Raw genomic sequence first — 26,913 nt, 5'->3', positions numbered from 1 at the left:
CATGACGTTGCTGCATCAGATCGTTTGGGGCAGTACCTTTCTGGGTATTTGCATCCTGATCGAGATTCTCTTTCTGACCTGGTGCACGATGTCCATTATCAAGATGGACAAAAAATGGGTCACACGCGGGGTGTTTGTGGCAACCGCGGGGCCGATTGCCGTTGCCTTGGGCTTCATTATCGCAACGCACACCATTCAGGTCTGGATCTGGGCTATCGTCTGGGTGTTGCTAAATGTTCTGCCGGACTGGAACTCGGCCATCTATTTCTCGTTGGTGACGTTTACGACGCTCGGATACGGCGACATCGTTTTGGGTGAAGGGCTGCGCATTTTCGGCTCGTTTGCTTCGGTCACCGGGCTGTTGGCGTTTGGATTGTCGACCGCGTATCTGGTCGCATTGATGACCCGCGTTTTTCAGGAGAAGTTCTTTTCCTAAAGGATCGGTGCAAACAACCGTGCCAGCGGCGCACCAAAGCGGATGTGGGCCGGTTGTTGACGCAACCTACGGGTCAATTCGAAACTGGTTTCGAAATCTTCTTGTAGCATCTGGTCGACGGCCTGGGCAGCCCGGGCATCAAAGAACAGCGCCATTGCTTCGAAGTTGAGGCGGAAGGATCGGTTGTCGAGGTTTGTTGTTCCAACAGCGGCCAGCGTATCGTCGACAACGAACGCCTTTTGATGCATGAACCCGCCGGTATAGCGGAATACGCGCACGCCACAGTCGCGGATTTCATCGAAATAGGCAAACGCGGCCAGCCATGGCAGGCGATGGTCGATCATGTCAGGAACAAGGATGCGCACATCCACACCGCGCATCGCGGCATGTTGCAGCGCTGTCATGACATCGATGTCGGGTACGAAGTAAGGCGACGCAATCCACAACCGTTCTTTTGCCTCGGCGATAGCTGCAAAAAACATCATGGCGCCAGTTTCGGTTTCGTCTCCGGGTCCGGTCGCGACCAGCAGGGCATTCATGTTCTGTTCGGATTCACTGCCCGCCCAGTCAAGTTCATCAATCAGGTCTTCGTTATGCGCCCAATGCCAATCTTCAGTGAAGATAAGCTGCAATTGCCGGACGACATGACCGGACATCATTATGTGAGTGTCGCGCCAATGACCGAAATGCGGATGTTTGCCCAGATATTCCTCGCCAACATTGTGGCCACCGATAAAGCCTGTCTCGCCATCGATAATGACAGTTTTACGATGGTTTCGGTAATTCAGCTGAAACCGGAAATTTGGGCCGCGTTGCTGACGCGGGTCGGCTACATCAATTCCGGCTTCACGCATGGTATCCAGATACGCGCGCGGCAATCCGTAACTGCCGACTGCATCGGTCATGAAACGGACGTGAACCCCACGTTTCGTCGCCTCGATCAGCTTGGATTGCAGTTTGCGGCCCAGTGCGTCGTCTCTGATGATGTAGAACTGAATGAGGATATAGTTCTTGGCCTTGTCGATGGCGTCGAAAATGGCGTCGAATGTGGCTTGCCCGTCAACCAGTAGCCGGGCACCGTTTCCGCTGGACACAGGAAGATGCGCCAGAAACTCGAACGGGCGCGGATTGATGGACATTGAGGAGGGATCGGGCCTTGAGTAATCGGCAAAGGTTTTGATCCCTTCAACAACCCGCTCACTTTTCTGGCGCGCGATGCGATATCCGTGAAAGCGATGGTGTCCCAGAAAAAGATACAACGGCACCGCTAGGAAAGGGGCTGAAACCAAAAAAACCACCCAACCAACGGCACCTTGCGGTGTCCGCGCGGTTTGTGCCGCTCGGATCGAAAACACAAATGCAGCCACGTACAACGTGAATACAAAGATAGATACCAGTGCTGTCCACATGGGGTCTTACATCTTTCGGGCCGTTTAGTTTGCCCCAGTGTAGATGCGTGACCAGTCTTGCGCCATATCGACAATGATCCATCCCTTGTCAGGACCCCGATCCAGCCCATCTGCCAGCTTTCCGATCGAGCTTTCGCGGTCATAAGCCCATTCGCGTTCGGCGTCCGTGTGGTGGATCAGAATTCCCAAACGCGGACCATCACCCGACGTTGTCCAATCCAGCATAGCGAAATCTCCGTCCGAGTTGCCTGCGGCCAGAATAGGGCGTCTGCCAATCGTGCGTTCGATATTGATCGGCTTGCCTTCCTTGTCATCGATGAAGGCTAGCCCCGGTGCCTTGATGATCGTCGGGTTGCCGTCGATCACCTTATAGGTGCTGTCTGCATAACTCCCCAATATCTGTTCCGGCGGGATACCATAGGCATCCTCGGCAAAGACGCGCATGAAATGAATGCCACCGCCGGATACGATGTAGGTCTTGAAACCTTCGTCACGTAGATAACGCAGCAACTCGACCATCGGCTGATAGGTCATCTGGTCATAACGAAGGCCGGTGTTGGGGTGGCGTTCGGTTTCCAGCCACTGCGCAACAGCTGCCTGAAATTCTTCGACGCTGGTGCCAGAATGCGATGCGTTGACAACTTCGATCAGCGCCTCATGCCCGCCTTCAAGAACGGTCGCTAGATCACCCTTTGCAGCAGCTTCCAGAGCAGGAGTTGTCAGGATCGACGGGTCCCGCTTGGCCAGATCGGCCAGACGATCCATGGCGAAAAGGAACTGAAAATACACCGGCTGTTCGGCCCAAAGCGTTCCGTCATTGTCGAATACGGCGATCCGATCATCAGGCGTCACGTAATGAGCTGAGGCAGGGTCGGTTACCTCGTCAACAAACGAAACGATTTTCGCTTTGGATTCTAAATTGTTCCATGACGGCAAGGGGTCAGCGATGGCGACCGTCGCTCCTAGCACACTGCACAATATCAAAAATAGACGCACGGTTTATTCCTCAATTTTCAACCGCTAATGAGAAGGGCCGGGGCCCCGGTATCGGGACTCCGGCTTTGCTGTGTCTTGGATCAAACAGTCAGGTTCACGGTGCGCCCGGAGGTGACGTCAACTTCTCCATCACTTTGTCGAGGCTGAAGCTCGCCGCTTCCTGTCGGGGTGGGTATTCCTTGAAGGTTTCAAGGAACTGCGCGACATAGGCCTGCGCAGGTACCAGCATGTAGGCACGGTCGAGCATCCAGTCATAGTAGGTGTTCGATGTGCGGTAGCCACGCTCGTACGGGTCGCGTCGCAGGTTGGTGATCAATGGCACGCGCAGAGGGGTCAGTGGCTCCATCCAGGCGCGCAAGGTTGCCCATGCCTTCTGTTCCAGGAAGGTGATTTTCCAATCACCGAAGCGCAGTGCCGCAAGGTCACCATCGTCCGTGAAATAGAAGATTTCCCTGCGCGGACTCTTGTCTGTTTCGCCGGTCAGCAACGGCAAGATGTTGTAGCCATCCAGATGCACGCGATAGTCACGCCCGCCGCCAACTTCGGCCACGGTGACACCTTCCAGAAGCTCTTCTTTCACGGTTTCGTTGCCAGCTGCAGCCAGGAATGTCGGTAACCAATCCATATGGTGCACGATCTCGTTCGACACAGCGCCTTCGGTAATCTTGCCGGGCCACCGAACCATGGCAGGTACGCGCCATGCGCCCTCCCATTGGGTATTCTTTTCACCCCAGAACGGGGTCATCGCGGCATCTGGCCAGGTATTCATGTGCGGACCATTGTCGGTCGAGTAAAACACGATGGTTTTGTCGGCGATGCCCAGCTCATCAAGCGCAGTCAGGAAGTCGCCAATATGCATATCATGTTCGATCATGCCAGCCGTATACTCATCTACCTGCTTGCCGACGATTTCATTTGCTTTTGCCCATTTCTCTTCGGAAACATGCGTGCGGAAATGCATCCGGGTGCCTGACCACCAGACGAACCACGGCGTGCCGCTTTCCTCTTGTTTGCGGATGAATTCAATCGCAGCCGCCGCGGTTTCATCGTCGACCGTTTCCATGCGCTTCTTGGTCAGCGGGCCGGTATCCTCGATCTCGCCACCCGCTGTCGACTTGATTACACCGCGCGGGCCAAAAGCTTGTCGGAAGGTTCTGCCATCGGGCAGAACAGCATCATTGGGATAGTCGATGTTTTCCGGCTCTTCCTCGGCGTTGAGATGGTAGAGGTTGCCAAAAAATTCGTCAAAACCGTGGTTTGTCGGCAGATGTTCATCCCGGTCGCCTAGGTGGTTTTTTCCGAACTGACCCGTGGCGTAGCCTTCCGCTTTCAGAAGGCCCGCAATGGTCGGGTCTTCGATCTGCATGCCTTCCTCAGCGCCCGGCAGGCCAACTTTGGACAGGCCCGTGCGGAAAACGGATTGCCCCATGATGAAAGATGATCGCCCAGCCGTGCACGACTGTTCACCGTAGTAATCCGTGAACATCATACCTTCTTCGGCGATACGGTCGATATTGGGTGTCTGATACCCCATCAACCCCCGCGTGTAGGCCGAGATGTTGGACTGACCAACATCGTCGCCCCAGATCACAAGGATATTCGGTTTCTGGTCCTGCGCCCAGGCGGGTATGGCCAGTGTCAACGTGGCGGTTACCACGGCAAGTCGGCGCAAGTTACTGCGCCAGGTGCCGGATAGCGAACGTGGAGGTAACATGGTTTGCTCCTGATCTGAGAGGATCTTGGCGACCCCAAAGGAAATGAATCACACGGCGTTCAAATGCATGAACAACGCGGCAGCAAAGTGTTGATTCCCATATTGAAAATCTTTGGTAGCAGGAATCGAACACCATTAGCATAGGTTACTTCTTGCGTCGGAAACTCATCATATGATTATATCGCAAAGTACAAATGTGAGACAAAATGAATAATCTGAAGCTATTACGAAACACCGGATGGTTCAGTGAACGCTCGTCAGAGTTTCAGGCCGATTTGGCAGCCCTTGGCATACCGAAATCGGTAGAGGCGGGAGAGACGCTGTATCACTATGGTGATCCGGCAAATGGTATCTATGCGATTCTCAGCGGTGGTGTGCAGATAACGGCCCCAGCGGATGATGGTCAGGAGTTTGTGCTTCACCGCGACGGCGCTGGGTTCTGGATCGGCGATCTGGCTTTGTTTGCAGGTGCGCTGCGTCTGGTCAGTGTTATCACGACGCAAGCCACTCAAGCCTTGTTTTTCCCAAATTTAAGCATCTCGCGGTTGATTCAGAACAATCCTGACTACATCCGGGATTTCTATGCGTTGACGCATGAGAATATGCGGACCGCTTTGCGCATCATGGCAAATCTGGCTGTGACGGGAACGGAGAAGCGGCTGGTCTTGAGGTTGCTTCACTTGGACGAAGGGACCTCGAAAACCGATGGCTGGATTGATGTTTCCCAGGACGATCTGGCGGCGATGATTGCTGTGTCGCAACCGACTTTGCACAGGAACCTTCACCGGCTTGTGGATTTGGGGTTAATCGAACTGGGGTATGGCCGGGTTCGACTGCTGGATCGGGGCGCATTGATAGCCAGTTGTCAGACCTGAGGTTTCGGGTCGTGACACCGGTATGCGGTCCAACATACGCGGACAGGCTGGCCGCTGTGTACGGCACCCGACGAACTTAAGCCTACGCCACGCCGCAGTTCAGTTATTAGCACGCGCTTGACCGTCCTCCTCGCCCAATTGGCCGTCCAGAGACATCAGGATCGCGACCGGGCGTAAAGCAGGGATGTGGCTGAACACGATCAGAATACAGACCGTCAGTGGCACGCTCAGGAAAGCACCGATCAGGCCCCAGACAGTTGTCCAGAATGTCAGCGCCAGAATGACAAGGAATGTCGACATGTTCAGCGAGCGGCCCAGCATGGCCGGATCAAGGAAGTTACCGATCAGGAATTGAAGGGTGCCGCACCCAAATAAGATGATAAGAAACGGAACGATCGTATCAAACTGAACAAGCGCGATCATGGCCGGAAAAAACACCGCTATGATCGACCCGATCGAAGGAATGAAGTTCAAAGCAAAGGTCAAAACGGCCCAGGTTTCCGCATATTCCAAACCAAGGGCCCTGAATACAAAATAACTGATGCCCGCTGTGATAAGGCTGATCAGGGTCTTAACCCCAACATATCGTTGCAGGCTGATCGATATGGCATCAAGCATGGTCGCAAAATCAGCGCCGGTTTGGGGGTCGCCAGCCGCAAGTTGAATTTTCTTGCGAAAGGCCAGACGCTCGGCCATCAGAAACGCGACATAGAGGCTGATCAGAAAGAACTGGTTCAGTAGGGACGTAGCGCTGCCCAGCAACAGGCGTGCGACATAGGTCATATCGATGCTGACCAGATTGTCGCGGATGAAAGTGGTGACGTCGTTGCCGACAAGACCGGTTATGCGCTCAACCGCCCCGTCGAACTGGTTTTCGTACGTGCTGACGGACCGTGCAAACTGCGTTGCCTGACTGCCCAGCACGTACATGATCATGAACAAACCCGCCAGAACGATGGTCACACCAGCGATATTTGCCAGCCAGACTGGAGCGTGGGTTAGCGCGACGACGCGGTCGCTCAGCGCAATGATCAGAACGTTGACCAGCAGTGCCATGGCAAGCGGGATCAGGAAGTTCGCCCCCGCATAAAGCCCCAGCACCATCAGCGCTGCGATAATGCAGGTGTCGCGGACAACAGACAGTTTTAGCCTGGGGCGAGCCGTGAAATCTTCCTGATCCGGGATCATTCAGTATCCTGTTTATCTGTTCTTAAGCAGGCTAGTGATCGTCCCGCTTTGCCCAATCCTGCACCTGCATTCCGGTTTTAGCAATGCAGTCAGCGGTTTGCAGACCGGCTTTTGTCACTTTGATACCGATGACGGGTTCTGTGTTTTATTTCGGCGGGTTAGGGTTGCAGGATGACAAAGCCTACGATTCCCCCGTTTGGCCGCCCGCTTCAGGCGCTATGGCTGGCACTTCGCCGGTTCGTCAGGAAAAATGGACCTGTCATGAGCAGCCACGTCGCCATGTCGCTGATGATGGCCCTGTTTCCCTTTGTGTTGTTCACCGTGGCGCTGGCCGGGGCATTGTCGCAGGACTATGTTACCGATGAGCTGATTGATCTGCTATTCGGGGCATGGCCCAAGGATGTTGCGGACCCTATCGTGGCCGAATTGCGTGCCGTTCTGGCCGGGGCAGGGTCGGGTGTGATTACGCTGGGTGGCTTACTTGCGATCTACTTTGCCTCCAACGGGGTTGCCGCAGTTCGCGCTGCGATGAATCAGGCCTATCACGATCAGGACAGTTGGCCTTTTTGGAAGACCCGGCTTTTGTGTCTGGTTCTGGTTATCCTTGGCGGTTCGGCAATCCTTGTTATTGCAACGGTCGAGGTGGTCTTGCCGGTCTACACGAAACTGGTGGCAGAGCATACCGAAGCTCCGGTAGCGGACTGGCTGTCCGTAGATCGCCTGCGGTGGACGTTTACCGTGGCCGTTCCGGCAGGCACCGTCCTGCTGGCACATCTAATTCTGCCAACCCGCAGGCACAGCCTGACCCAGATCCTGCCCGGCGTCATACTGACATTGGTTTTGTGGGCAGCTGGCGGATGGGCATTTTCAGTCTATATCAGCCAGTTCGCCACCTACAGTGCCACATATGCGGGTTTGGCCGGGGCAATGGCTGCGCTGATCTTCCTGTATCTGTGTTCTGCGATGCTGATCCTTGGCGCTGAATACAACGGCGCATTGATCGACCTTCGGAACGCCGCTGAAGGAGATAAGGCATGAGATTTGCCATTCTGGCGGCTTGCTTAACCCTCGCAAGTGAAGGGCAGGCGCAGTCACTGGAATATGTCGGATCGGATCAATGTTCGGACTGCCATCAACGCGAGGCCGAGGCATGGGCTTCGTCTCACCATGCCTTGGCCTGGACGGAAGTTGGCGACGGCCATCTGGTCGCCGATTTCGATGGAACCCGGTTCGTGCAGAACGGGATGACGGTTGAATTTACTAAACAGGCAGACGGGTTCACAGCTCGTGTAACGGAAAAAGACGGTGCGACGACGGCATATGATGTGCATTCCGTCGTTGGGATTACGCCTCTGCAACAATATCTGTTTGAAACCGAACCGGGGCGGTTGCAAAGTTTTGATGTGGTTTGGGACACTCAGCAGAAGCGCTGGTACCACTTATACCCCGATCAGGATCTGCCACCAGAAGACGGGCTGCACTGGACGGGCCCTTACAAGAACTGGAACGCGCGCTGCGCCGAATGTCACGCCACAGGGTTTGAAAAGAACTACGACGCGCAATCCAGAACATACTCTTCGCGACAGGCCGAGATTGGTGTTGGCTGCGAAGCTTGCCATGGACCGGGGTCGGCACATATCGATTGGACCAAAGGGCAGGGCGTTGCCGGGGGGCTGAGTGATAGAGGCTTTTCGATGAGCTGGGGCAAGGGCCAGACCGAGGCCGGGATCCAGCAATGTGCCGGATGTCATTCGCGGCGCGAGGCGCATGGCAACGGAAATCCTTTGCCGGGAACCCCGTATCATGATGCCTATAACCTGGCTGTGTTGCGGCCCGGTTCGTATCATCCGGACGGGCAGATACTTGATGAGGTCTACGTTTACGGCTCGTTCCTGCAATCCAAGATGTATGCCCGAGGGGTCGGGTGTATGAACTGCCACGAGCCACACAGCGCGCAGTTGAAGGCCGAAGGCAACGGTATTTGCACGCAATGTCATTCCACGGCCGCAAACCCTGAATTCCCGACGCTAGCGAAACAGGAATACGATACCCCCAGTCACCATCATCACGTTATGGATAGCGCGGGTGCCCAGTGCAAAAGCTGCCACATGATCGAACGCACTTATATGGGAGTGGACGGTCGCCGGGATCACAGCTTTCGCGTGCCGCGACCGGATTTGGGATTAGGGGCTGATGCCTGCACTGATTGCCACCAGAATAAGGATCAGGTCTGGGCTGCCAGCCGGATCAAAGGGTGGTTTCCTGACACAGCCAATCGGGGCGCACATTTTGGTACGGTATTCAAAGCTGCTGCCGATGGTCAGTTGAAAACGCCAGAGGGTTTAATTGCTGTCGCAATGGACCCCTCGCAACCCGCTATCGTGCGCGCAACAGCGGCGTATCTGCTGCAACCCTTCGGCTCGCCCGAAGTTGCCGCGCACACAGCGCCACTGTTGCAGGAAGACGATCCGCTGATACGCGCAAATGCAGCAGCCTTGCAGCGTCAGGCGAGCCCAACGGATCGTGCGCAAAGGTTAGAGCCCCTTTTGTCTGATCCTTTTCGCAACGTTCGCATTGCCGCCGCCAAGGAGTATCTGAGTATCCCTCCTCAAGCTCTGACACCTCAACAACAGGATCTGGCCGGGCAAGGGATGGCCGAGTGGCAGGCGGCGATCAAGAACAGGCTGGATGCCCCTGAAACGCATCTGGTTCTGGGGGGCATGGCGTTGACGCTGCGCAACGCCCCGGCCGCCGAACGGGCCTTTCGCGAGGTTGTAGCGCTGGACCCTCAGCGCGCCGAAGCGTGGCCCATGGTAGTACAGCTGGCACAGATTAATCGCGGCCCGGAAGCCGCCCGTATAGCCCTGCGCGAAGCCTTGGGCAGGTTGCCCGATGACCCGGCCTTGCTGCAATTGTTGCAACAACTGGGCCCCTGATCCGGCACAGGCTTGCCCGAATTGTTCCATCTTCACGGCAAGATTTTACGATAACAGCATTTCAGAACTGTTGTTTTGAGGTGATGTATGTCCACTGAGTCAACAAGACAGAAAGCAACCGGGCCGAACCCTGCTACACTGGCGCAGCGCATTGAAGAGCTGCGCAATCGCGAGCCTGTATATGTTTCGCACGGGGATACTCTGATGTTGCAGGGTATGGCGGCCACGTCGTTGCGTGAACAACGTCTGACCGGAAACCGTATCCGTTTGGAAGATTAAGTTCAGCCGCGAAACCCGGTTGCTATAACGAATTTCTCGGAGCTGTCTGAACGGGATGCGGGCGGTTTCACATGCGCCACTTTCTGAAATTTCTGCTTCAGAAGTTTTTGCAAATCGCCCTCGGCGCCGCCAGCAAGAACCTTGGCTACAAATGTGCCACCTTCTTCCAGCACGTCAAAGGCGAAATGGGCCGCAGTTTCACACAGCGCGATGATCCGCAGATGGTCGGTCTGCTTGTGACCCGAGGACGCTGCGGCCATGTCCGACATTACAACATCGGCCTTGCCACCCAGCCAGTCCTTGACCTTCTGGTCGGCGTCATCCTCCATGAAGTCCAGCACATGGGTATCGGCACCCGCAACCGGTTCCACTTCCTGCAAGTCGATGCCCAGCACCGTTCCGATCCGTTTCCCCGATTTTTCACCAAGCGCGTTTACCCGTTTGACTGCAACCTGGCACCAGCCACCGGGTGCGCATCCCAGATCAACAACCCGTGCTCCGGGTACGAGAAAGCGGAACTTGTCGTCAAGTTCCATGATCTTATACGCGGCCCGCCCACGGTATCCTTCGGTCTGGGCGCGCTTGACATAGGGGTCGTTCAATTGCCGTTCGAGCCAGCGGGTCGAACTCAGCTTGCGACCACGTGCGGTTTTTACCTTTACCTTCAGGTCACGTTGTCCGCGCCCCGAGTTGTTTTTGCCAGTTGGTGTCTTCGCCATCAGAACGGTCCGTCTTCCAGTACCCCGTCCGCGCTCATCTGCGCATAAAGCAGGCCCTCGCGCAGGCCCCGATCTGCCACGGAAAGGCGATCAGTGGGCCAACAGCGCAACAATGCCTGCAAAATGGCCGAGCCGGACATGATCAGGGCCTGCCGGTCTTCCCCAATCCGAGGATCCCGGCGGCGCCCATGAGGGCCGAGTTCTAAATACCCGCGTATCACTTTGTCAATCTGGTCACTGGTCATACGCAGCCCGTCAACTTTGGTCCGGTCATAACGCTTCAGGCCAAGATGCGATGCCGCAACCGTTGTGACAGTTCCGCTGGTGCCGACGATCTGAAAACCTTCGCGGGTCTGTTCATCTTTGTAAGGTGCGAAATCGGCCAGGTTTTCTTCGAAAAACCAGCTCATCAATGCAAAGCGAGCGGCGTCGTTTTCGACGTCATTGAACTGATCCCGCAACGTGGCAACACCCAGCGGTACGCTGATCCAGTCTACAACTTTTGCAGCCGGAAAAGGGCTGTCGGCCGTGTGAAATCCGTTATGCAAACGCATAATCGCAGCCGGGCGGTCACGGCGTGGGACGGACGAGATGTCGATCCAGACCAGCTCGGTCGAACCGCCGCCAATATCGACAACCAACAGCTGTTCGGTCTTGGTGGACACCAGCGGGGCGCAGGAAATCACCGCCAAACGGGCTTCTTCTTCGGGTTGGATGATTTCAAGCGTCAGCCCGGTTTCGCGTTTGACCTGTCGGATGAACTCGCGGGAATTCTTGGCGCGGCGGCAGGCTTCGGTTGCGATCAGACGCATCCGTTTCACTTTGTTCCGCTTCAGCTTTTGTTGACAGATTCGCAGCGCCTGAACGGTTCGTGCCATCGACGCCCGCGACAGACGTCCGGTGCGTTCCAGACCCGCGCCCAGCTGCACGGACTTGGAGAAGCTGTCAACCACATGAAACCCGCTGCCCTTGGGCTGGGCTATCAACATGCGGCAACTATTTGTTCCCAAATCCAGAGCCGCATACAGGGCATCCAGATCGGGTCTTGCCGGCGCGGGGCTTTCGACCGCTTTCGGGAACGCGCCCGCACCTTTGGGACGCTTGGGCGCCATCGTAACGCCCTCCGATTTTCGAGTTGATTTGACCCTAGGCGGGGCGTCGTCGACGTGCAAGCGATTTCCATTTCAAATTTGGCTTGGATGTCACACGCCGTTCATACTGAGGTGCGATTTGATCTTTGATCCCGGTTGAGGGATTCTTGATCGCAATCAGCCGCAGACGGAGCCTGCCATGAAAGATAAACGTGTCCTGACCTTTGACGAATTCGATGAAATGGTGAACCCGCGCCCAGAGGAATGTGAGTTTGACCGCGTCGTTGAACGTGCCTTGTCACGTCGTGGATTTTTAGGTGGCGTATTGGCGATGGGAAGTTTCACGGCTTTGGGTGGGTCGCTGCTTCCAACTGGTGCGCGCGCAGCCGCAGATCGATTTGCGTTTGAGGCGATTCCGGCGTCAACTGCCGATGACGTCATCGTGCCGCTGGGCTACAAGGCCGAGGTGATGGTGCGCTGGGGCGACCCGCTTTGGTCTGATGTGCCCGAATTTGATCCGGCCACCCGTGGAACCGCTGCCAGCCAAGAGCGCGCATTTGGTGATAACACCGACGGTCAGGATGTGTTTTTGCACGAGGGTCACGTTCTACTGGTCGTGAACAACGAATACACCAATCGCGATATCCTTTGGGGCAACAACCCGGACGCCAAAGCCGCCTCGGATGACGATGTCGCCAAAGGCATGATGGCGCATGGTGTGACGGTGGTCGAGATTGCGGTTACCGACGGCAAATGGGGCATCGTCAAGGATAGCTCGTATAACCGCCGCATCACGCCGCAGACAGACATGTCATTGACGGGGCCTGCCGCTGGCCATGATCTGCTGAAAACTGCCGCCGATCCGACAGGCACCATCTGTAAAGGCACCTGGAACAACTGTGGTAATGGCATGACCCCATGGGGGACGTATTTGGCCTGTGAAGAGAATTTCAATGGTTACTTCTCGACTGAGGACGAAAACCATGAGGTCAGCGCCGAACTTCAGCGCTACGGCGTTTCGTCCAAGGACTGGGGATACGGATGGGCCGGAATTGACGAGCGTTTCGACGTCTCGAAAAACCCTAACGAGCCGAACCGCGCAGGCTATGTTGTCGAAATCAATCCGACCGAGCCAACCTCGACCCCTCGTAAGCTGACCGCGCTCGGTCGGTTCAAGCACGAAAACGCCGAGGCCATTGTGAACAATGACGGTCGTGTCGTTGTCTACATGGGTGATGATGAACGGGGCGAGTTCCTGTACCGCTTTGTCTCGGAAGGTTTTTATGCCGCTGGGGTGGACACGCATGCGCTGCTTGAGAACGGTACGTTGTCGGTTGCAAAGTTCAACGACGACGGGACTGGTGAGTGGCTGGACCTGACCCCCGAAACAACTGGTATGACGTCGCAGGCCGAAATCTGCATCCATACGCGGCAAGCAGCATCGGCTGTTGGCGCGACCACCATGGACCGCCCGGAATGGGTTGCGGCCAACCCGAACGCGCCCGAGGTCTATTGCTGCCTGACCAACAACAAGAACCGCGGTGTGAAACCGAATGCCGGTGGCGACGACACTTCGGTCAACGGGCCGAATCCGCGCGAGGCGAACAAATACGGTCAGATCGTGCGCTGGCGCCCTGAAGGCGGAGACCATGGCGCATCGGGTTTCGAATGGGACCTGTATGTACTGGCCGGAAACCCGACCGTGCATCAGGATGCGTATGGCGGTTCGGACAATGTCAACGCCGACAACATGTTCAACTCGCCCGACGGTCTGAAGTTTGACAGCAACGGCCTGCTGTGGATCCAGACCGACGGCAAATACAGCAACGAGGGCGACTTCGAAGGGCAGGGGAACAACCAGATGCTGGCAGGCGACCCGGTTACCGGTGAAATCCGTCGTTTTCTGGTTGGCCCGAACGAGTGTGAGATCACTGGGCTCAGCTGGTCGCCGGATCGCCGCACCATGTTTGTTGGTATTCAACACCCCGGTGAAGACGGTAATAGCCACTGGCCCGACGGTGGTAACTCGGTTCCACGTTCAGCCATCATTGCGGTTACTCGTGAAGACGGTGGGTTGGTCGGTTAACCTTGGCAAGACGCGTTGAAACAAGCCTCGGGCGGGTCATGCGGTCCGGGGCTTTTTGTTCATTATGCAATGCTCTCATAGTGACAATGAGAATTTTGGTATGCGTTTTTGCCGCGAGACGGGTTAAAACCCCGCCACGCCACCGTGGGCGAAAACGTCGCTTGAAAAGCGCCGGGTGTCGAAAACCGACCGACCAATCCCCACATTGAAGTTTAGAACCGGCCCATCGGGTTAGGAGGAATCACAGTAATGCCTGACGTCACCATCGTGTACTGGCGCGACATTCCCGCTCAGGTCATCGTCGGCAAAGGCCGTCGCGGCGCGAAGCGGCAACTGGAAGAACGGTTCGAGCAAGCCATCGACCGCGCCGCCATGAAGGTAAACGCCAAGGACAGTGATGCCTATCTGGCCGAATGGCGCAAGGCCGAGCCTTTTGCGGTTGATGGCGACCCGGCAGAAGTAGCCGAGGCCGAGGCCCTGCGTCTGGAAAAGGAATACGATCAGGACCGCATCAAAGCGCTGATCGCAAATGACGGTTGGGCATAAGCCCGTATCTTAATGGGAGGCCTCAATGGCTTTGCTGAACTTCAAGAAACGTGATGTGGTCGAAAACAGCCCTGTGAACCCGACCGTCGAAGCCTTCCTGCAAGGCTATTCGATCGAGGTCATGCCGCGGACCGCCGAAAAGGTCGAGGATTTCCGCGCGCTGCTGCCCGAAGGCACACGCGTCTACATTGCTCATATCGAAGGCACCCCGATTGAAGATATGGTCAAGACAGCCAAGCGGATTGCAGCCGAAGGCTATCCTGTCATGCCCCACTTTCCGGCGCGGATCATCAAGGATGCGGCGACGTTGGAAAACTGGATCTCGATGTACCAGGGCGAGGCGGGCGTCGAGCAGGCGCTGTTGCTGGCCGGTGGTGTGACAAAACCGCATGGCGATTTCGACAGTTCCATGCAGCTGATGGAAACCGGTCTGTTTGACAAGGCAGGGTTCAAGCGTCTTCATGTTGCCGGTCACCCCGAGGGTAACAAGGACATCGATCCCGATGGGTCCACCAAGAACGTCGATGACGCCCTGCGCTGGAAACAGAAATTCAACGAAACCACGGATGCCGAGATGGCCCTGGCAACTCAGTTTGCCTTCGATGCCAAGCCGATCATCGCCTGGGCGGATGGTCTGAAAGAGGTAGGTATCGACCTGCCCATCCACATTGGTATCGCCGGTCCGGCCAAACTGCAGACCCTGATCAAGTTCGCAATTGCTTGCGGCGTCGGCCCGTCGCTGAAAGTTCTGCAAAAACGCGCCATGGATGTGTCGAAGCTTCTCTTGCCCTATGAACCGAACGATGTTGTGACTGAATTGGCCAACCACAAAGCGGCCAACCCGGATTTCAACATCACCAACGTGCACTTCTTCCCGCTGGGCGGGATCAAAACCAACGCCAACTGGGCGATCAATAATGGCGGTGCCTCGGCGCAGCCTGCAAACTCCTAAGGAACGGACATGACCCGTACAGTCTTAGAATCAAAAACAAAAACTGCCGTTCTGGGCTTTGATGAACCGTTCTGCGTGATCGGAGAGCGGATCAACCCGACCGGTCGGAAAAAGCTGGCGGCCGAACTGGAGGCAGGCGATTTCTCGACCGTCGAGAAGGATGCGCTGGCGCAGGTGATGGCGGGCGCGACCGTTCTGGATATCAACGCGGGCGTCGTCTACAACTCGAACCCCAACCCGAACGAGACCGAACCGCCACTGATGCGCAAGATCGTTGAGCTGGTACAGGGTCTGGTCGAAGTTCCGCTGTGTATCGACTCGTCGGTACCCGGTGCTCTGGAGGCGGGTCTTGAGGCGGCGGAAGGTCGCCCGCTGCTGAACTCGGTCACCGGTGAGGAAGAGCGCCTGGAACTGGTTCTGCCGCTGGTCAAAAAATACAATGTTCCTGTTGTGGCAATCTCGAACGACGACACAGGTATTTCGGAAGACCCCGATGTCCGTTTCGAAGTGGCCAAAAAGATCGTTCAGCGTGCTGCCGATTTTGGAATCCCCGCGCATGACATCGTTGTTGACCCGCTGGTCATGCCGATTGGCGCGATGGCAACAGCTGGTCAGCAGGTGTTTGCTTTGGTTCGCCGCCTGCGCGAGGAACTGGGTGTGAACACCACCTGTGGCGCATCCAACATCTCGTTCGGCTTGCCGAACCGCCACGGCATCAACAATGCCTTCCTGCCGATGGCAATGGGTGCCGGCATGACCTCGGCGATTATGAACCCGGTGGCTCTGCCAGTGACGCAGGCAAAAATTGCCGAGAAAAAAGAAGCCCTTGCCGCAGCTGGCATCATTCTGCCAGAAGGTATGGATGACGAGGCGTTCGTTCAGATGTTCGGCCTGGGCTCCACCAAGCCGCGCGCCGGAAAAGAGATGGAGGCCATCCGCGCTGCCAACCTGCTGACCAACAACGACCCGCATGGTGGTGAGTGGATCCGGTTCAACAAATCACCTGACGAGGCTGGTGGCGCAGCCAGTGGTCGTCGCGGCGGTGGCCGTCGTCGCCGCGCCTGATTGCATCAACAAAGACAGCTAAGGCCGGGCACTGCGCCCGGCCTTTTCGTTTGACCCTGATCAATGTCGATTTTGCGTAATGGTTCAGGATATCCTGATCCGGGACGCAACGATCAGGTGGCACGATGAGCAAACATCACCCCCCGAAACTCTCAGAAGCGGATCTGACCAAGCGGTTGGGCAAAAAGGAGTATTTCGAGCAACTGATTGATCTTCAGGCCAAACTGGCCAGGATTCAGCAAGCTTATCTGTTTCACGGGCTCAAGGGTGTGCTGGTGTTCGAGGGTTGGGATGCGGCAGGCAAGGGGGGAACCATTCGCAGGATCAGCCAAGCTCTGGACCCGCGCAGCTTTAAGGTCTGGCCAATTGGGGCACCCCGGAACTACTACCTCAACCGGCATTACCTGCTGCGGTTTTGGGAACGTTTGCCACCGTCCGGTGCGATATCAGCATTTGACCGCAGCTGGTACGGGCGCGTGTTGGTTGAGCGGATCGAGAACCTGACCCCGGAAACGCGCTGGCGCGCTGCCTATCAGGAAATCAATGATTTCGAACGCATGCTGGTCGACGATGGTGCCCGGATCGTCAAGCTGTTCTTCCACATCTCTGAAGATGAACAGATGCAGCGGTTTACAGAACGGCTCAGAAACCCGTTGAAGCGCTGGAAGCTGACATACGAGGATTTCCGGAATCGCGAGAAATGGGATGTTACCGAGGTCGCCGTGGATGAAATGCTGGCCCGGACGTCAACCGATCTGGCGCCGTGGCACGTAATACCGGCCAATAACAAAAGATATGCGCGCATCAGCGCCATGAAGGCCATTGTCAAAGCGTTTTCAGCAGGGGTCGATCTGAACCCGCAACATCTGGACAGCCGTACGCTTGAGGCGGCCATCCAGGCTTTGGATGTTGAAGACTCGCTGATCGACAGTCTTCGTGCGCGGACTGAGTGATGTTTTCCGGGCGAGCTGAAACGATCCGGCTTGCGCGTCAGGGAACTCTGGTTATATCTCAGAGGTGCGGCGGGTATGATGTAATGGTAGCCTGTCAGCTTCCCAAGCTGAACGCGCGGGTTCGATTCCCGCTACCCGCTCCAGAACTCTCAGGTCAGACGGCGATTTCCGGTGAAGGCCTGCTCTGGCAGGCATGGGGGTCTTTTCGGGACGTTCCACCAAATTGATTTATGCCTTTAGATAGTCCCGGTTTGGGGCATCCCCCTTGCGATTAGTAGGATTCCGGGCGTCTTATGATAGAGTGACCCCATCACTGTTGAGCAGAGCCCAACTATGCGGGAAATTGATCAGACCGGCACGAGAACACCCCAAGAGCCTTGCGCAGGTGATGTTCATGCCTTTCTGGAGAGCCTGACCGGCCCGTCCCGTGGAACGGTTTCCTGGCTTGTCGACAGCGCATTGACTGTTTCTGTTGGCGAAGGCCGTGCGCTAGGCCTACGCCTGAAAGACAACACACCGCCCCATGACGAAGATATCGCAACGCTTCAGTGGACCGAGGGGGGCTATGTGCTCAACGCGCTGGCAGGGCAAGACATCTGGGTCAATGGCCACAAGATTGTGTCGGCAACGCTGAAACACGGCGACATGATCGAGTTTGGCGAATTGGGCCCGATCTCCCGATACCGCATATGTACTCAGAGGTTTCCCATTCGTCATACGGTCGAGGATATCCTGAGCGACGCCTATGCCTATGCGCGGTCAAGTCGCCGACCCTTTGCCCAAAGAATGTCGGGTGCGCTGCGTGAGAGTGGGCGAAGGCTTGTTTCTCAAACCACTATGTTCTTCAGGATTACGGTAGTAGCCGCGATTGCGCTGATCGCAGGTCTGCTGTTCCTGCTTTATCAAAACGACCGGAGACTGGCCGACAGCCTGCAACAGGAAGCTCGCAAGATTGAAGCTGTGGCGACCATGCTTAGCCAGACGCGGGAAGATGTTCTAACCCCCGAAGACCTTGTGGCGTTGAGGGAAGCCTTTCAGAACCAGCTGATATCAACCGAGCAGCGGCTGGGTACCCTTGAACAACGCGCGGGGGCGTCTACGCGGGTCATCACCGCCTCTACTCAATCCGTGGCTTTCATTCAGGGCGCCTACGGATTGCGTCATATCGAAAGCGGTAAACTGCTGCGCCACGTGTTGGGGCCGAACGGAGAGAAGTTGCAAACACCCTTCGGACAACCCTGGATCGAACCGGACGCAACAGGCGAGCCCGCGGAGTTCCAGTTCACTGGCACCGGATTTCTGCTGGAGGGTACGCCGCTGATGGCCACCAACCGCCACGTTGCCTTGCCCTGGACATCCGGCGACCAAGCTCAGGCACTGAAAAACGCAGGTCTTGAGGCCGAGATGCTTCGGTTGCTGGCCTATCTGCCAGGTCAGACCGATCCGATCGAGGCTACTTTGGACCGGTTCAGTGATACCGCTGATCTGGCACTTTTGTCGGTTGATCCAAACCGTATCGAGGGGCTGGGATTGCCACTGGCGGAAGATCTTCCACGAAGCGGTGACGAAGTCTTTCTGCTGGGGTATCCTACTGGCCTGAAATCATTAATTGCGCAGGCGGGGCCGGAGTTTCTGAATACGCTCGAAAAAGACGGGTCCGTCAATTTCTGGACGATCGCCGCACGGTTATCTGCGCAAAACCAGGTTCAACCTCTCGCCAGCCGAGGAATTGTGGCGCAGACAAGCCCGGGTGCAGTCGTTTATGACGCTGAAACAACGTCAGGAGGAAGCGGAGGGCCGGCCCTGAACCGCAAGGGAGAGGTGGTCGCGATTAACGCCGCGATCCTGCCAGAGTTCGGGGGCTCGAACATCGGGGTTCCGGTTTTGCACCTGAAAACCTTGCTGAGAGAAACTGTCAGCCAGTAATCAGTCGTTGGTCTGGAACGGCGATTTTTGAACAAGGAATACGACCACCAACGGAACGATCACAGAAATCAGGCCCACGGCGATCAACAGGTGCCCAAGTTGGCCGTAATCGGCAATCGATGTGACGACACCGGTTTCCGGGTCGGTTACCGCGCGCGACACCACGAAAATCTGGTTCAGGTATTTCGTTGCCAAACTGCTGGCCGACAATGCCATGTTGGTGAATGACGCCATGACGGCAAAGAAAGTTGCCTTCAGATGCACAGGAGCATTACGTGCGATCCAGGCCAGCATCGGAACCATCGCGATTTGACCCAGCGGAGATTCAACTGCGGTGTCGAGGACTGCGATGAACCTTGCGTCTACGATCCCGCCGGTATGCGCAGATGTCCATTCATGCACGCCGTAATACAGCGCTAGGTTGGGCAGGGCGAGGACCCCCGACGCGATGGTCAGAATGATGACGACCTGAGCAATCGAGCGGTTGGCCATAAACGGTCTCAGGACGATGAGCCCCACCAATGCAAGCAGGGACGTCAGAAGCGCCAGGATTGCCAGGAACTGCTCGTCAAACCCCAACTCGTCGATTTCGAACCAGGTCAACCCCGACCCGGGCAGAGGAACCGCACGAAACACGAAAATGATTATCGCCGTACCAATCAGGGCCTTTGCCTGATTTGGGTTCAGTTCCTTCACCAAGCGTGACATCAGGTACAAGATCACACTCAGAGAGACTGCAAAAATAGTTTCCTGGGCGAGTTGGAAATTCGATGTTCCTAACACGATACTCAATACAACAAAGGCGAGACCGCCCAGCAGGATCGGCCATTTGACCTCGGTGGTTTCGTCATGGGTATGAGGGGGATGACCTTGGCGAAGACGTTGACGCTGTATCAAACCGTGCAAAACCACACCGCTGACGGACAGCAGTGGAATGACAAGCGCGATCAGGTAGACGTTGCCATACAATGCAAGGCGGTCTGATTTCTGCATGCCCTCGGTTCCCGAGAACACCCAGATATTGACCGCGGCAACGGCTGCAAAACCGGAGAAAATGGCGATCCTGCCCAGGGTTTGCATTGTTGTATGCTGTGCACGGGTTTCCTCGGGCGAAAACGGCTGTCCGTCGGGATTGATCTTTGGAACGGCTTCGACTGTCATCGCGTCGGCGACAACATCCTGAATGGCATAGCCGGAAGGCGCCAAGAGCAGGGCAATGATGTACCAATGTTCCAGCGGCATGACATCAGCCATATGTCCGGGAAAGGCTACAAGCCCGTACATGGTGAGCAGGGACAAGGTGATCAGGGTTGCCCCCAATAGGATCAGCAATGACTTCCACCGCCAAAACAGATCAACAATATGACCCAGCGGCATTTTCAGGATCCAGGGAAGCCCGGCCCAAAACGCCAGCCCGGCAACAAAGGATGCGGATAGGTTAAGGTAGTCCTTAAGAAAGAAGGCACCGACGACCGATGTCAGACCAGAAACACCGGCGGCAAAATAGACCATGAGCGGTGGCAGGTAGGACCATTGCATCTGTCGGGCCAGATCAACAAAGGTTCTATGCCACCATGCAGAAAGCCGCACTCTTGTAGAAGGCTGGTCAGTGGTCATGTTCACGTAAATCGCATCGCAGGATTTCCTTGACCTAATGACACAGGGTTACAGAAATGCGGACGCAAAAAGCAACAAACTGGTCACCACCCCAAAGAGGGGAACAACAAGCGGCACGCGGAACTGCGGTTCATCGGTTTCAGCCCGGGTCTTCAAAAGGATCAGTGACAGATTGACCAGCACAAAGACTCCCAGAACAATTTGCGACGTCCGCTCGGCCAGAATGGCGATTGGAAGCGTTTGGGTCAGCAACAGGATTATCGCCGTGACCATGATTGTCGATACCGTTGGCGTCTGAGTGACCTGAGATACCTTAGCCAGAAACTTTGGCAAATGATCCCGATCCGCGAGCCCGTAAATCACGCGGGATGCCATGATCATCTGGATCAGAACACCATTGATCGTCGCAACGATGGCAATGGCTGAAAACCCCTGCTGGATAACATCGGGCGCGTCCGTAAAAATCAGGGCCAGCGGCGCGGCGGACGTCGAAAGGACATCGATCGGCACCACATACAGAACAGTCATGGACGTACCAAGATACAAGACCGTAGCCAGAATAAGCGTCAACAGGATCGCTTTCGGGATTGTTCCGGCGGGGTCTTTAACTTCTTCAGCGACATTCGCCATGTCCTCGAAACCCACAAAGGCGAAAAACGCCAGAAGCGAAGCGGCCAATATCCCTCTCCAGGCGTTTGGGTCCAGCCCGGGAACCATCTGGGTGAGCGCATAGCCCTGAGGCTCAGGAAGGGACAGGCCCCAACCAATAACGACGAGTAGCCCGCTGATTTCTATGATGGTAATGACTGCCGCCACCATTACCGACTGCGTGATCCCCCATAGGGCGATCAGCCCCATGACCAGAACTACACCGATTGTCAGACTTGAAATGCCTAAACCTGTAAGCGTTTGAAGGTACGACGCGGCCCCGATAGCCACGGCCGAGGCCGAGATGATGCCCGAGGCGGCCACGGCGAGACCGACCAGCACGGCCATCCAGCTTTTCTGAAACCCTGCTTCGACATAAGCGGCTTCACCCGCACTCACAGGATATCGGGTTGCCAGTTCTGCGTAGGACAGGGCAGTCAGCGCAACAACAAGCGCGGCAATCAGGAACGAAACAGCGGCAAATGGGCCCGCAATCCCGGCCGTCGCACCAACAAGCACGTATATTCCAGCGCCGACGGTTACCCCAAGCCCATAGAGCGTGAGCAGCGGGGTCGTCAGCGCCCGTCGCAGCTTTGGTGTATTTTGTTCAACGATGGACATCATCTATCCGCCAATTGGAATGCGTTGCGTGTCTTGGGTTGGCATTAAAGTTTCTCTGCTTGGTCCCGTTGCCTCGATCATATGAGTGACTGACGTGCGTTTGGTCCCGAGAAGCCAGAGCGTAGTCGGCAGAAGAGTGCGCCTCGCATTTGCCGCGCCCCTGGAGTGAAACCTTCGCGCCGTTGAAATACTGATCACCGGTAAATTTGCTTGGGGTCAGGCAGGTGAGCGTCGGGCCCGTTGATATATTCGTACTTCACTATGTGGTCGTATTGCGTGCCTTGATTCAGGTCAATGAAAGCGGATCGTCATACTGAATCGTAGAACGGTGCACCTTTCACACGCAATAAACTCGGGAACAAATCGCCGAACTTCCTGAGCCTTAAGGAATGCGGTCAAGCAGGGAGTCTCGGGTGACCAAATAGGTCGAAAGCTCCAAAGACTGGCCCGCAGAGTTCGTTTCGATCATCCGTATCAACTCCTGCGCAGCTTTTTGACCCATTTCACGGTGGGGCACGTGAACCGTTGTCAGGGCAGGGCTGACAATGCGCGCGATTTCGATGTCGTCAAAGCCGGTAATCGACACGTCTTCGGGCACTCGGAGCCCCATTTTTTGCGCCTGTCTCAATGCGCCGACAGCCAGAACATCGTTTCCGCACAAAACGGCGGTCGGCGGCGTGTCAGTCGCCATGAGATCCCTGAACGCCGTCGCGCCATTTTCGAATTCATACGTGGTTTCGATCACCATTAGGTCATCCGGCTGCAGGCCGTGGTCAGCCATGGCGCTTTTTATCCCTGCGATCCTGAGCCGCGCCCGGTCATTGCCCGAACTGATACCCGATATTGTCGCAAGACGTGAATGTCCCTGTCTGATGATCTGGTCTGCCAGCGCTTTCATGGCTTTGCAGTTGTCGAACCCAACTGACGGCACAGGATTGTCCGGCAGAAAGGACCAGGCAACCAGCGCGGGCACTTTCCGTCTGTCCAGGTAATCATAAATATCTGCGTCCCTGTCATGACCGATCAATAACAGCCCATCTGCACCCCGTGCGACCAGGGTTCGGATCTGATCCTTTTCCGCTTCGGGCTCATAGGCTGAACTGGAGACCAGCAATGTGTAACCACGCTGATGTATCTCTTCCTGGAACGCCTGCAACCCCCTTGCGAATATCGCGTTTTCCATGGTGGGGATGATGGCGCCAATGGTAAATGACCGCTTGGCCGCCATCACGCGGGCCGCGAAATTTGGCGTGTACCCCAATTCTTCAACCGTCGACAGGACACGCTTGCGCGTTGCTTCAACAACTTGCTGCGGGTTGTTCAGACACCGGGACACTGTCGCGGTCGAAACGCCCGCGGCCTTGGCAACGTCATCCAGTGTCGGAGCAGACCGATTTTTTGACATTCTCGAACTCTCAATTCTGGTTGGCTTAAGTTAATCGCATTTTTCAGATGATGAAAGGGTCAATGTAAGCGCTTGCAATATTGATGTAAGCGCTTACAAAGGTGTTGAGCCGATTCTGAAAGGGAGTCCCGGAAATGGTCCTTGCTGCATCTATCGTCGTTTTCGCGATCTATTTCGCCAACGTTGCTTTGGGTGCTTTCGCAGGCCGCGCGTTTCTTGGCGACGTAGGAGAGATGTTGGTTCTGTTCGCGGCGTCGATTTTGTTCGTTGTCGCAATTCTGAAAAAGGAAGCTGACCGAAACGCAACGAACGGCAGCTGAACTTTTGCTTGGGAGGGCAATTCATGAACAACGACAAGATTGAACTGGCGTCAGCAGAGCGCCGCAACTTTCTGAAGCTGAGCGCAAGTGGCGCGTTTACAGCCGCATTGGTTGCCGGGGTTGGGGGTGTTTTGTGGTCTTCAGAGGCCGCCGCGCAAACCGCAAAAGAAGAGAGTGAGCGTGAGAAGGCCGCTGACCATGTTATGACGGTGGCGACAGCCTATGTGCTGGGCGCGTCGCGCAGCTATCCCATCATGCAGTTGGACCTGAAGGAAAACATCCAGAATGCCACCAACGGCAAGGTCTATGTCAAATTGGCCCCCGGTGGCCAGCTAGGCGCGGGCGGCGCGCTGGTGCAGAAAGTACAGGGTGGAACGATTCAGGCCGCGCAGCATTCTCTGTCGAATTTTGCGCCTTTTGCGTCCACGGTCGACCTGATCAACATGCCGTATCTGTGCGGGTCGAACCAGCGCTTCACCAACCTTGTCCATTCAGACACGTGGAAAAGCGAAGTCCACCCCAAGGTCGAGGCGGCAGGCTTCAAAGCTTTGTTCTACGTGAATATCGATCCGCGTGTTGTCGCAGTCCGGCAGGGCGGCAATGCGGTCATAACCCCGGGAGATATGGGCGGGATCAAGTTCCGCGTTCCCGGATCGAAGATGCTGCAACAATACTATCGCATGGTCGGTGCCAACCCGACGCCTGTCGCATGGGGTGAAACGCCTTCGGCGATCAAGCAGGGTGTTGCCGACGCGCTCGACCCGTCGGTAGGGGCGCTGTATGTTTTCGGTTTCAAGGACATCCTCAGCCATGTGACCTTCACGCAGGCCGTTCCGGACAGTCAGGTTTATTCCTGTAATCTGGAGTGGTTCAACTCGATGCCTGCTGACGTGCAGGAAGGCATCATGTGGGGTGCCGAGATGACTGGTCATCAGAACCTGTCCAAGGTTCCGTCGGCCCGCGCCTATGCCATGGCCGAGTTGAACAAGGCTGGTGTTGAATTCCATTCGCTCAGCGATGATCAGCTGGCGGAATGGCAGGATGCCGGTGGGTATCAGCGTTCGGAATGGGATCCGTTCAAGACGGAACTGGCTGGTTCGATGGACAACTTTGAGAAGCTGGTCGAAGCGGCTGGTACGCAGGGTAAATATTACGTCCACGACGCCTAAGGTGAAACCCGTGGGCGCCTGCTGGCGTCCACGATTCTTGTACCGCGCGGCCAACAGCGGCCCGACAAGGCAGGTGCGGACCTGGCTGTTCCATCGCCGGAGGATCAGATGACCGTTCTTCAGAAAATTGACCGAAACGCCGAACGCTGGTTGCTGCTGGTGTTCTACGTGATGCTGGTGATCACTATGGCCATCGAGGTGCTGCGGCGCGAGATATTCGCCTATTCCTCGATCTGGGGCGAGGAAATCGTACGGTATTCCTTTATCTACCTGGCTTGGATAGGTGCGGCTGCCGCGGTGAAAGAGCGGGCCCATATCCGGATCGATGTGATCATGCACTATGTCGGGCCGCGCCCCAAAGCGCTGCTTTATATCTTCGGCGATCTGGTGATGTTCATGGTGGCGATCATCGCACTCTACTGGTCGTATGAAGCGGTTCACGTTTCGGCCAAGTTTGGTTCCGTTACGGACGGTTTGCGGATTTCCAAGGTTTGGTTCCTGATGGCTGTGCCGACCGGGTTTGCCCTGATGATCTGGCGACTGATCCAATCCCTGTTGCGCGATCTGAAATGCCTTCGCGACGGCACGCCCGTCTTCGAAGGCGACAAACTGTTTGACTGAGGAGAAACCGGATGCTTTGGAACTCCCTCAATCAAACCGTTGAACTGGGCTGGGATTTTTATCTGCCGGTGATCCTGTTTGTTGCCCTGATCGCCTTGGCCGTACCGGTTTGGGCGGCCATTGGAACGGCTGCGATCGTAATGCTGATCATGTCCGGTGACCTTCCTCTCAGCCTTGTCGGAGAGAGCCTGTTTACCGGCATCGACGCTTTTGCCCTGACTGCCGTGCCCTTGTTTATCCTGACCGGGGATGTTCTGGTACGGACGGGGTTGTCACGCAAGTTTCTGGATGTTGCCGAGGCTTTGACATGCTTCGCCAAGGGTGGTTTCGGATCGGCCACGGTGCTGGTCTGCGGAATGTTTGCGGCGATTTCGGGGTCGGATGCCGCCGGGGCTGCTGCGGTCGGCCGGATGACAATCAACCGGTTGGTGGAAAGCGGGTATCCGCGCCCCTACGCCTGTGCTCTGGTCGCCGCCGGTGCCTGCACCGGTATTCTGATACCGCCCTCAATCGCCTATATCATCATTGGCCTTGTGCTGGGTATCTCTGCATCGACGCTTTTTCTGGCCGCTCTGATCCCGGGTCTGGCTATCCTGGTGTCGATCCTGATCACCAACATCATCATGAACCGCCTTTATGCTTACGAAGGCGGCGGAATGATGACCATGGGGGAGTGGTTCGCCAATCTGGGCAAGGCGCTCAGGTCCGGCTGGTATGCCTTTATCGTACCGGGGATTATCTTTTATGGCATCTTTTCGGGCCGACTTACGCCGACTGAGGCTGGTGCCACGGCTGTTGTCGTCACCATCATCATGGGCTTCATCCTGCGCACGCTGACATTGGCAGATTTTCCGTCGATGCTGGTCAGCTCTGCCAAGGTGAATGGGGTGATCCTGCCGATCATCGCCTTTTCGGCACCGCTGGCCGAGGCGCTGGCGATCATGGGCGTTCCGCAAGGGTTTGTCACTTCGGTGACCTCGCTGACAGACGATCCGTATCTGCTGATCCTGCTGATGATCGGCATCCTGATCGCAGCGGGCTGCGTCATGGAGACGACACCGAATATCGTGATCCTGGCACCGATCCTGAAACCATTGGCTGACAATATCGGCATGAACGAGATCCAGTTCTGCATCATGATGATCACCGCACTGGGAGTGGGCTTTATCACCCCGCCGCTTGGGCTGAACCTGTTCGTCGTGTCTGGCATTACCGGTGAATCCATTCTGAAGATAGCCGCCCGAGCTGTGCCTTTCGTATTGACCATGCTGATCGTGGTGATCCTGATCGCCTACGTGCCAGCCGTGTCGACAACATTGTTACCTGAAATCTACCAATAGG

24 protein-coding genes and 1 tRNA gene are annotated in these 26,913 nt (G+C 56.2%); 16 read left to right on the top strand and 9 right to left on the bottom strand.

Going from position 1 to position 26,913, the window contains the following annotated elements; all coding sequences use genetic code 11:
* Position 1: 1 nt before the first annotated feature.
* On the top strand, positions 2-436 hold the full coding sequence (locus tag ACR0AM_RS00290; protein WP_480472907.1) for an ion channel: 435 nt from the start codon (positions 2-4) through the stop codon (positions 434-436).
* Here the strand turns inward: ACR0AM_RS00290 and cls are convergent.
* The 3 genes from cls to ACR0AM_RS00275 form a co-directional block, all read right to left on the bottom strand.
* Positions 433-1,845 carry a cardiolipin synthase gene (gene cls, locus ACR0AM_RS00285; protein WP_480472905.1) on the bottom strand — a complete coding sequence of 471 codons (1,413 nt, stop codon included), beginning with the start codon at positions 1,843-1,845 and terminating at the stop codon, positions 433-435. The two genes, ACR0AM_RS00290 and cls, sit on opposite strands and share 4 nt — an antisense overlap.
* A gap of 24 nt (positions 1,846-1,869) precedes the next feature.
* Positions 1,870-2,841, bottom strand: a complete 972-nt coding sequence (locus ACR0AM_RS00280) for an HAD family hydrolase (RefSeq protein ID WP_480517116.1) — start codon at positions 2,839-2,841, stop codon at positions 1,870-1,872.
* A 94-nt stretch (positions 2,842-2,935) separates the two neighbouring features.
* Positions 2,936-4,555, bottom strand: a complete 1,620-nt coding sequence (locus tag ACR0AM_RS00275; protein ID WP_480621819.1) for an arylsulfatase — start codon at positions 4,553-4,555, stop codon at positions 2,936-2,938.
* A 206-nt stretch (positions 4,556-4,761) separates the two neighbouring features.
* On the opposite strand from ACR0AM_RS00275, the gene ACR0AM_RS00270 reads away from it, so the two are divergent.
* On the top strand, positions 4,762-5,430 hold the full coding sequence (locus ACR0AM_RS00270) for a Crp/Fnr family transcriptional regulator (RefSeq protein ID WP_480472899.1): 669 nt from the start codon (positions 4,762-4,764) through the stop codon (positions 5,428-5,430).
* Positions 5,431-5,529: 99 nt separating this feature from the next.
* Here ACR0AM_RS00270 and ACR0AM_RS00265 read toward each other — a convergent pair whose 3' ends face one another.
* A complete protein-coding gene (locus ACR0AM_RS00265) occupies positions 5,530-6,618 on the bottom strand; it encodes an AI-2E family transporter (RefSeq protein ID WP_480621818.1) in 1,089 nt (362 codons plus the stop codon).
* Between the two features lie 171 nt (positions 6,619-6,789).
* On the opposite strand from ACR0AM_RS00265, the gene ACR0AM_RS00260 reads away from it, so the two are divergent.
* From ACR0AM_RS00260 to ACR0AM_RS00250, 3 genes are all read left to right on the top strand, one after another.
* A complete protein-coding gene (locus tag ACR0AM_RS00260) occupies positions 6,790-7,656 on the top strand; it encodes a YihY/virulence factor BrkB family protein (protein ID WP_267366794.1) in 867 nt (288 codons plus the stop codon).
* The gene (locus ACR0AM_RS00255; protein WP_480621817.1) at positions 7,653-9,554 is read left to right on the top strand and encodes a multiheme c-type cytochrome; all 1,902 of its coding nucleotides are present in this window, start codon (positions 7,653-7,655) and stop codon (positions 9,552-9,554) included. The genes ACR0AM_RS00260 and ACR0AM_RS00255 overlap by 4 nt, the downstream gene beginning before the upstream one ends.
* A gap of 87 nt (positions 9,555-9,641) precedes the next feature.
* Entirely contained in the window at positions 9,642-9,833 is a 192-nt protein-coding gene (locus ACR0AM_RS00250; protein WP_480480831.1) for a hypothetical protein, read from the top strand.
* Between the two features lie 2 nt (positions 9,834-9,835).
* Here the strand turns inward: ACR0AM_RS00250 and ACR0AM_RS00245 are convergent, their stop codons facing one another.
* On the bottom strand, positions 9,836-10,552 hold the full coding sequence (locus ACR0AM_RS00245) for an RlmE family RNA methyltransferase (protein ID WP_267365935.1): 717 nt from the start codon (positions 10,550-10,552) through the stop codon (positions 9,836-9,838).
* Positions 10,552-11,664 (bottom strand): Ppx/GppA phosphatase family protein, encoded by a 1,113-nt coding sequence (locus ACR0AM_RS00240; RefSeq protein ID WP_480621816.1) that lies wholly within the window; start codon positions 11,662-11,664, stop codon positions 10,552-10,554. The genes ACR0AM_RS00245 and ACR0AM_RS00240 overlap by 1 nt, the downstream gene beginning before the upstream one ends.
* Positions 11,665-11,842: 178 nt before the next feature.
* Here ACR0AM_RS00240 and ACR0AM_RS00235 point away from each other — a divergent pair, with 178 nt between their 5' ends.
* The 7 genes from ACR0AM_RS00235 (at position 11,843) to ACR0AM_RS00205 (ending at position 19,171) form a co-directional block, all read left to right on the top strand.
* Positions 11,843-13,729 (top strand): PhoX family protein, encoded by a 1,887-nt coding sequence (locus tag ACR0AM_RS00235; protein ID WP_480621815.1) that lies wholly within the window; start codon positions 11,843-11,845, stop codon positions 13,727-13,729.
* 249 nt (positions 13,730-13,978) lie between these two features.
* Entirely contained in the window at positions 13,979-14,275 is a 297-nt protein-coding gene (locus ACR0AM_RS00230) for a virulence factor (protein ID WP_209503861.1), read from the top strand.
* A gap of 25 nt (positions 14,276-14,300) precedes the next feature.
* A complete protein-coding gene (locus ACR0AM_RS00225; protein WP_480621814.1) occupies positions 14,301-15,227 on the top strand; it encodes a methylenetetrahydrofolate reductase in 927 nt (308 codons plus the stop codon).
* Positions 15,228-15,236: 9 nt separating this feature from the next.
* The gene (locus ACR0AM_RS00220; protein ID WP_480472881.1) at positions 15,237-16,292 is read left to right on the top strand and encodes a methyltetrahydrofolate cobalamin methyltransferase; all 1,056 of its coding nucleotides are present in this window, start codon (positions 15,237-15,239) and stop codon (positions 16,290-16,292) included.
* A 125-nt stretch (positions 16,293-16,417) separates the two neighbouring features.
* Positions 16,418-17,245: a polyphosphate kinase 2 family protein gene (locus ACR0AM_RS00215; protein ID WP_480472879.1), complete on the top strand. Its 828-nt coding sequence runs from the start codon at positions 16,418-16,420 to the stop codon at positions 17,243-17,245.
* A gap of 69 nt (positions 17,246-17,314) precedes the next feature.
* A tRNA-Gly gene (locus tag ACR0AM_RS00210) sits at positions 17,315-17,388 on the top strand.
* 190 nt (positions 17,389-17,578) lie between these two features.
* Positions 17,579-19,171, top strand: a complete 1,593-nt coding sequence (locus ACR0AM_RS00205) for a trypsin-like peptidase domain-containing protein (RefSeq protein ID WP_480621813.1) — start codon at positions 17,579-17,581, stop codon at positions 19,169-19,171.
* Here the strand turns inward: ACR0AM_RS00205 and ACR0AM_RS00200 are convergent, their stop codons facing one another.
* The 3 genes from ACR0AM_RS00200 to ACR0AM_RS00190 all read right to left on the bottom strand — a co-directional run bounded on the left by ACR0AM_RS00200 (position 19,172) and on the right by ACR0AM_RS00190 (position 23,462).
* Positions 19,172-20,788 carry an MFS transporter gene (locus ACR0AM_RS00200; RefSeq protein WP_480621812.1) on the bottom strand — a complete coding sequence of 539 codons (1,617 nt, stop codon included), beginning with the start codon at positions 20,786-20,788 and terminating at the stop codon, positions 19,172-19,174.
* A 48-nt stretch (positions 20,789-20,836) separates the two neighbouring features.
* Positions 20,837-22,057, bottom strand: coding sequence for an APC family permease (locus ACR0AM_RS00195; RefSeq protein WP_480621811.1), 1,221 nt, complete (start codon positions 22,055-22,057; stop codon positions 20,837-20,839).
* Between the two features lie 382 nt (positions 22,058-22,439).
* The gene (locus ACR0AM_RS00190; RefSeq protein WP_480621810.1) at positions 22,440-23,462 is read right to left on the bottom strand and encodes a LacI family DNA-binding transcriptional regulator; all 1,023 of its coding nucleotides are present in this window, start codon (positions 23,460-23,462) and stop codon (positions 22,440-22,442) included.
* A 134-nt stretch (positions 23,463-23,596) separates the two neighbouring features.
* Between ACR0AM_RS00190 and ACR0AM_RS00185 the strand changes: the two genes are divergently transcribed.
* The 4 genes from ACR0AM_RS00185 to ACR0AM_RS00170 all read left to right on the top strand — a co-directional run bounded on the left by ACR0AM_RS00185 (position 23,597) and on the right by ACR0AM_RS00170 (position 26,912).
* Positions 23,597-23,782, top strand: a complete 186-nt coding sequence (locus ACR0AM_RS00185; RefSeq protein ID WP_480472868.1) for a hypothetical protein — start codon at positions 23,597-23,599, stop codon at positions 23,780-23,782.
* A 23-nt stretch (positions 23,783-23,805) separates the two neighbouring features.
* Positions 23,806-24,951, top strand: a complete 1,146-nt coding sequence (locus ACR0AM_RS00180) for a TRAP transporter substrate-binding protein (RefSeq protein WP_480557873.1) — start codon at positions 23,806-23,808, stop codon at positions 24,949-24,951.
* Between the two features lie 108 nt (positions 24,952-25,059).
* On the top strand, positions 25,060-25,572 hold the full coding sequence (locus tag ACR0AM_RS00175) for a TRAP transporter small permease (protein WP_480517100.1): 513 nt from the start codon (positions 25,060-25,062) through the stop codon (positions 25,570-25,572).
* Positions 25,573-25,583: 11 nt separating this feature from the next.
* Positions 25,584-26,912, top strand: coding sequence for a TRAP transporter large permease (locus tag ACR0AM_RS00170; protein WP_480517098.1), 1,329 nt, complete (start codon positions 25,584-25,586; stop codon positions 26,910-26,912).
* Position 26,913 lies beyond the last annotated feature (1 nt).

This window comes from Ruegeria sp. AD9 (genome assembly GCF_056542305.1).
The sequence above is the reverse complement of the archived record's forward strand: the minus strand, read 5'-3'. Positions and strand labels throughout refer to the sequence as shown.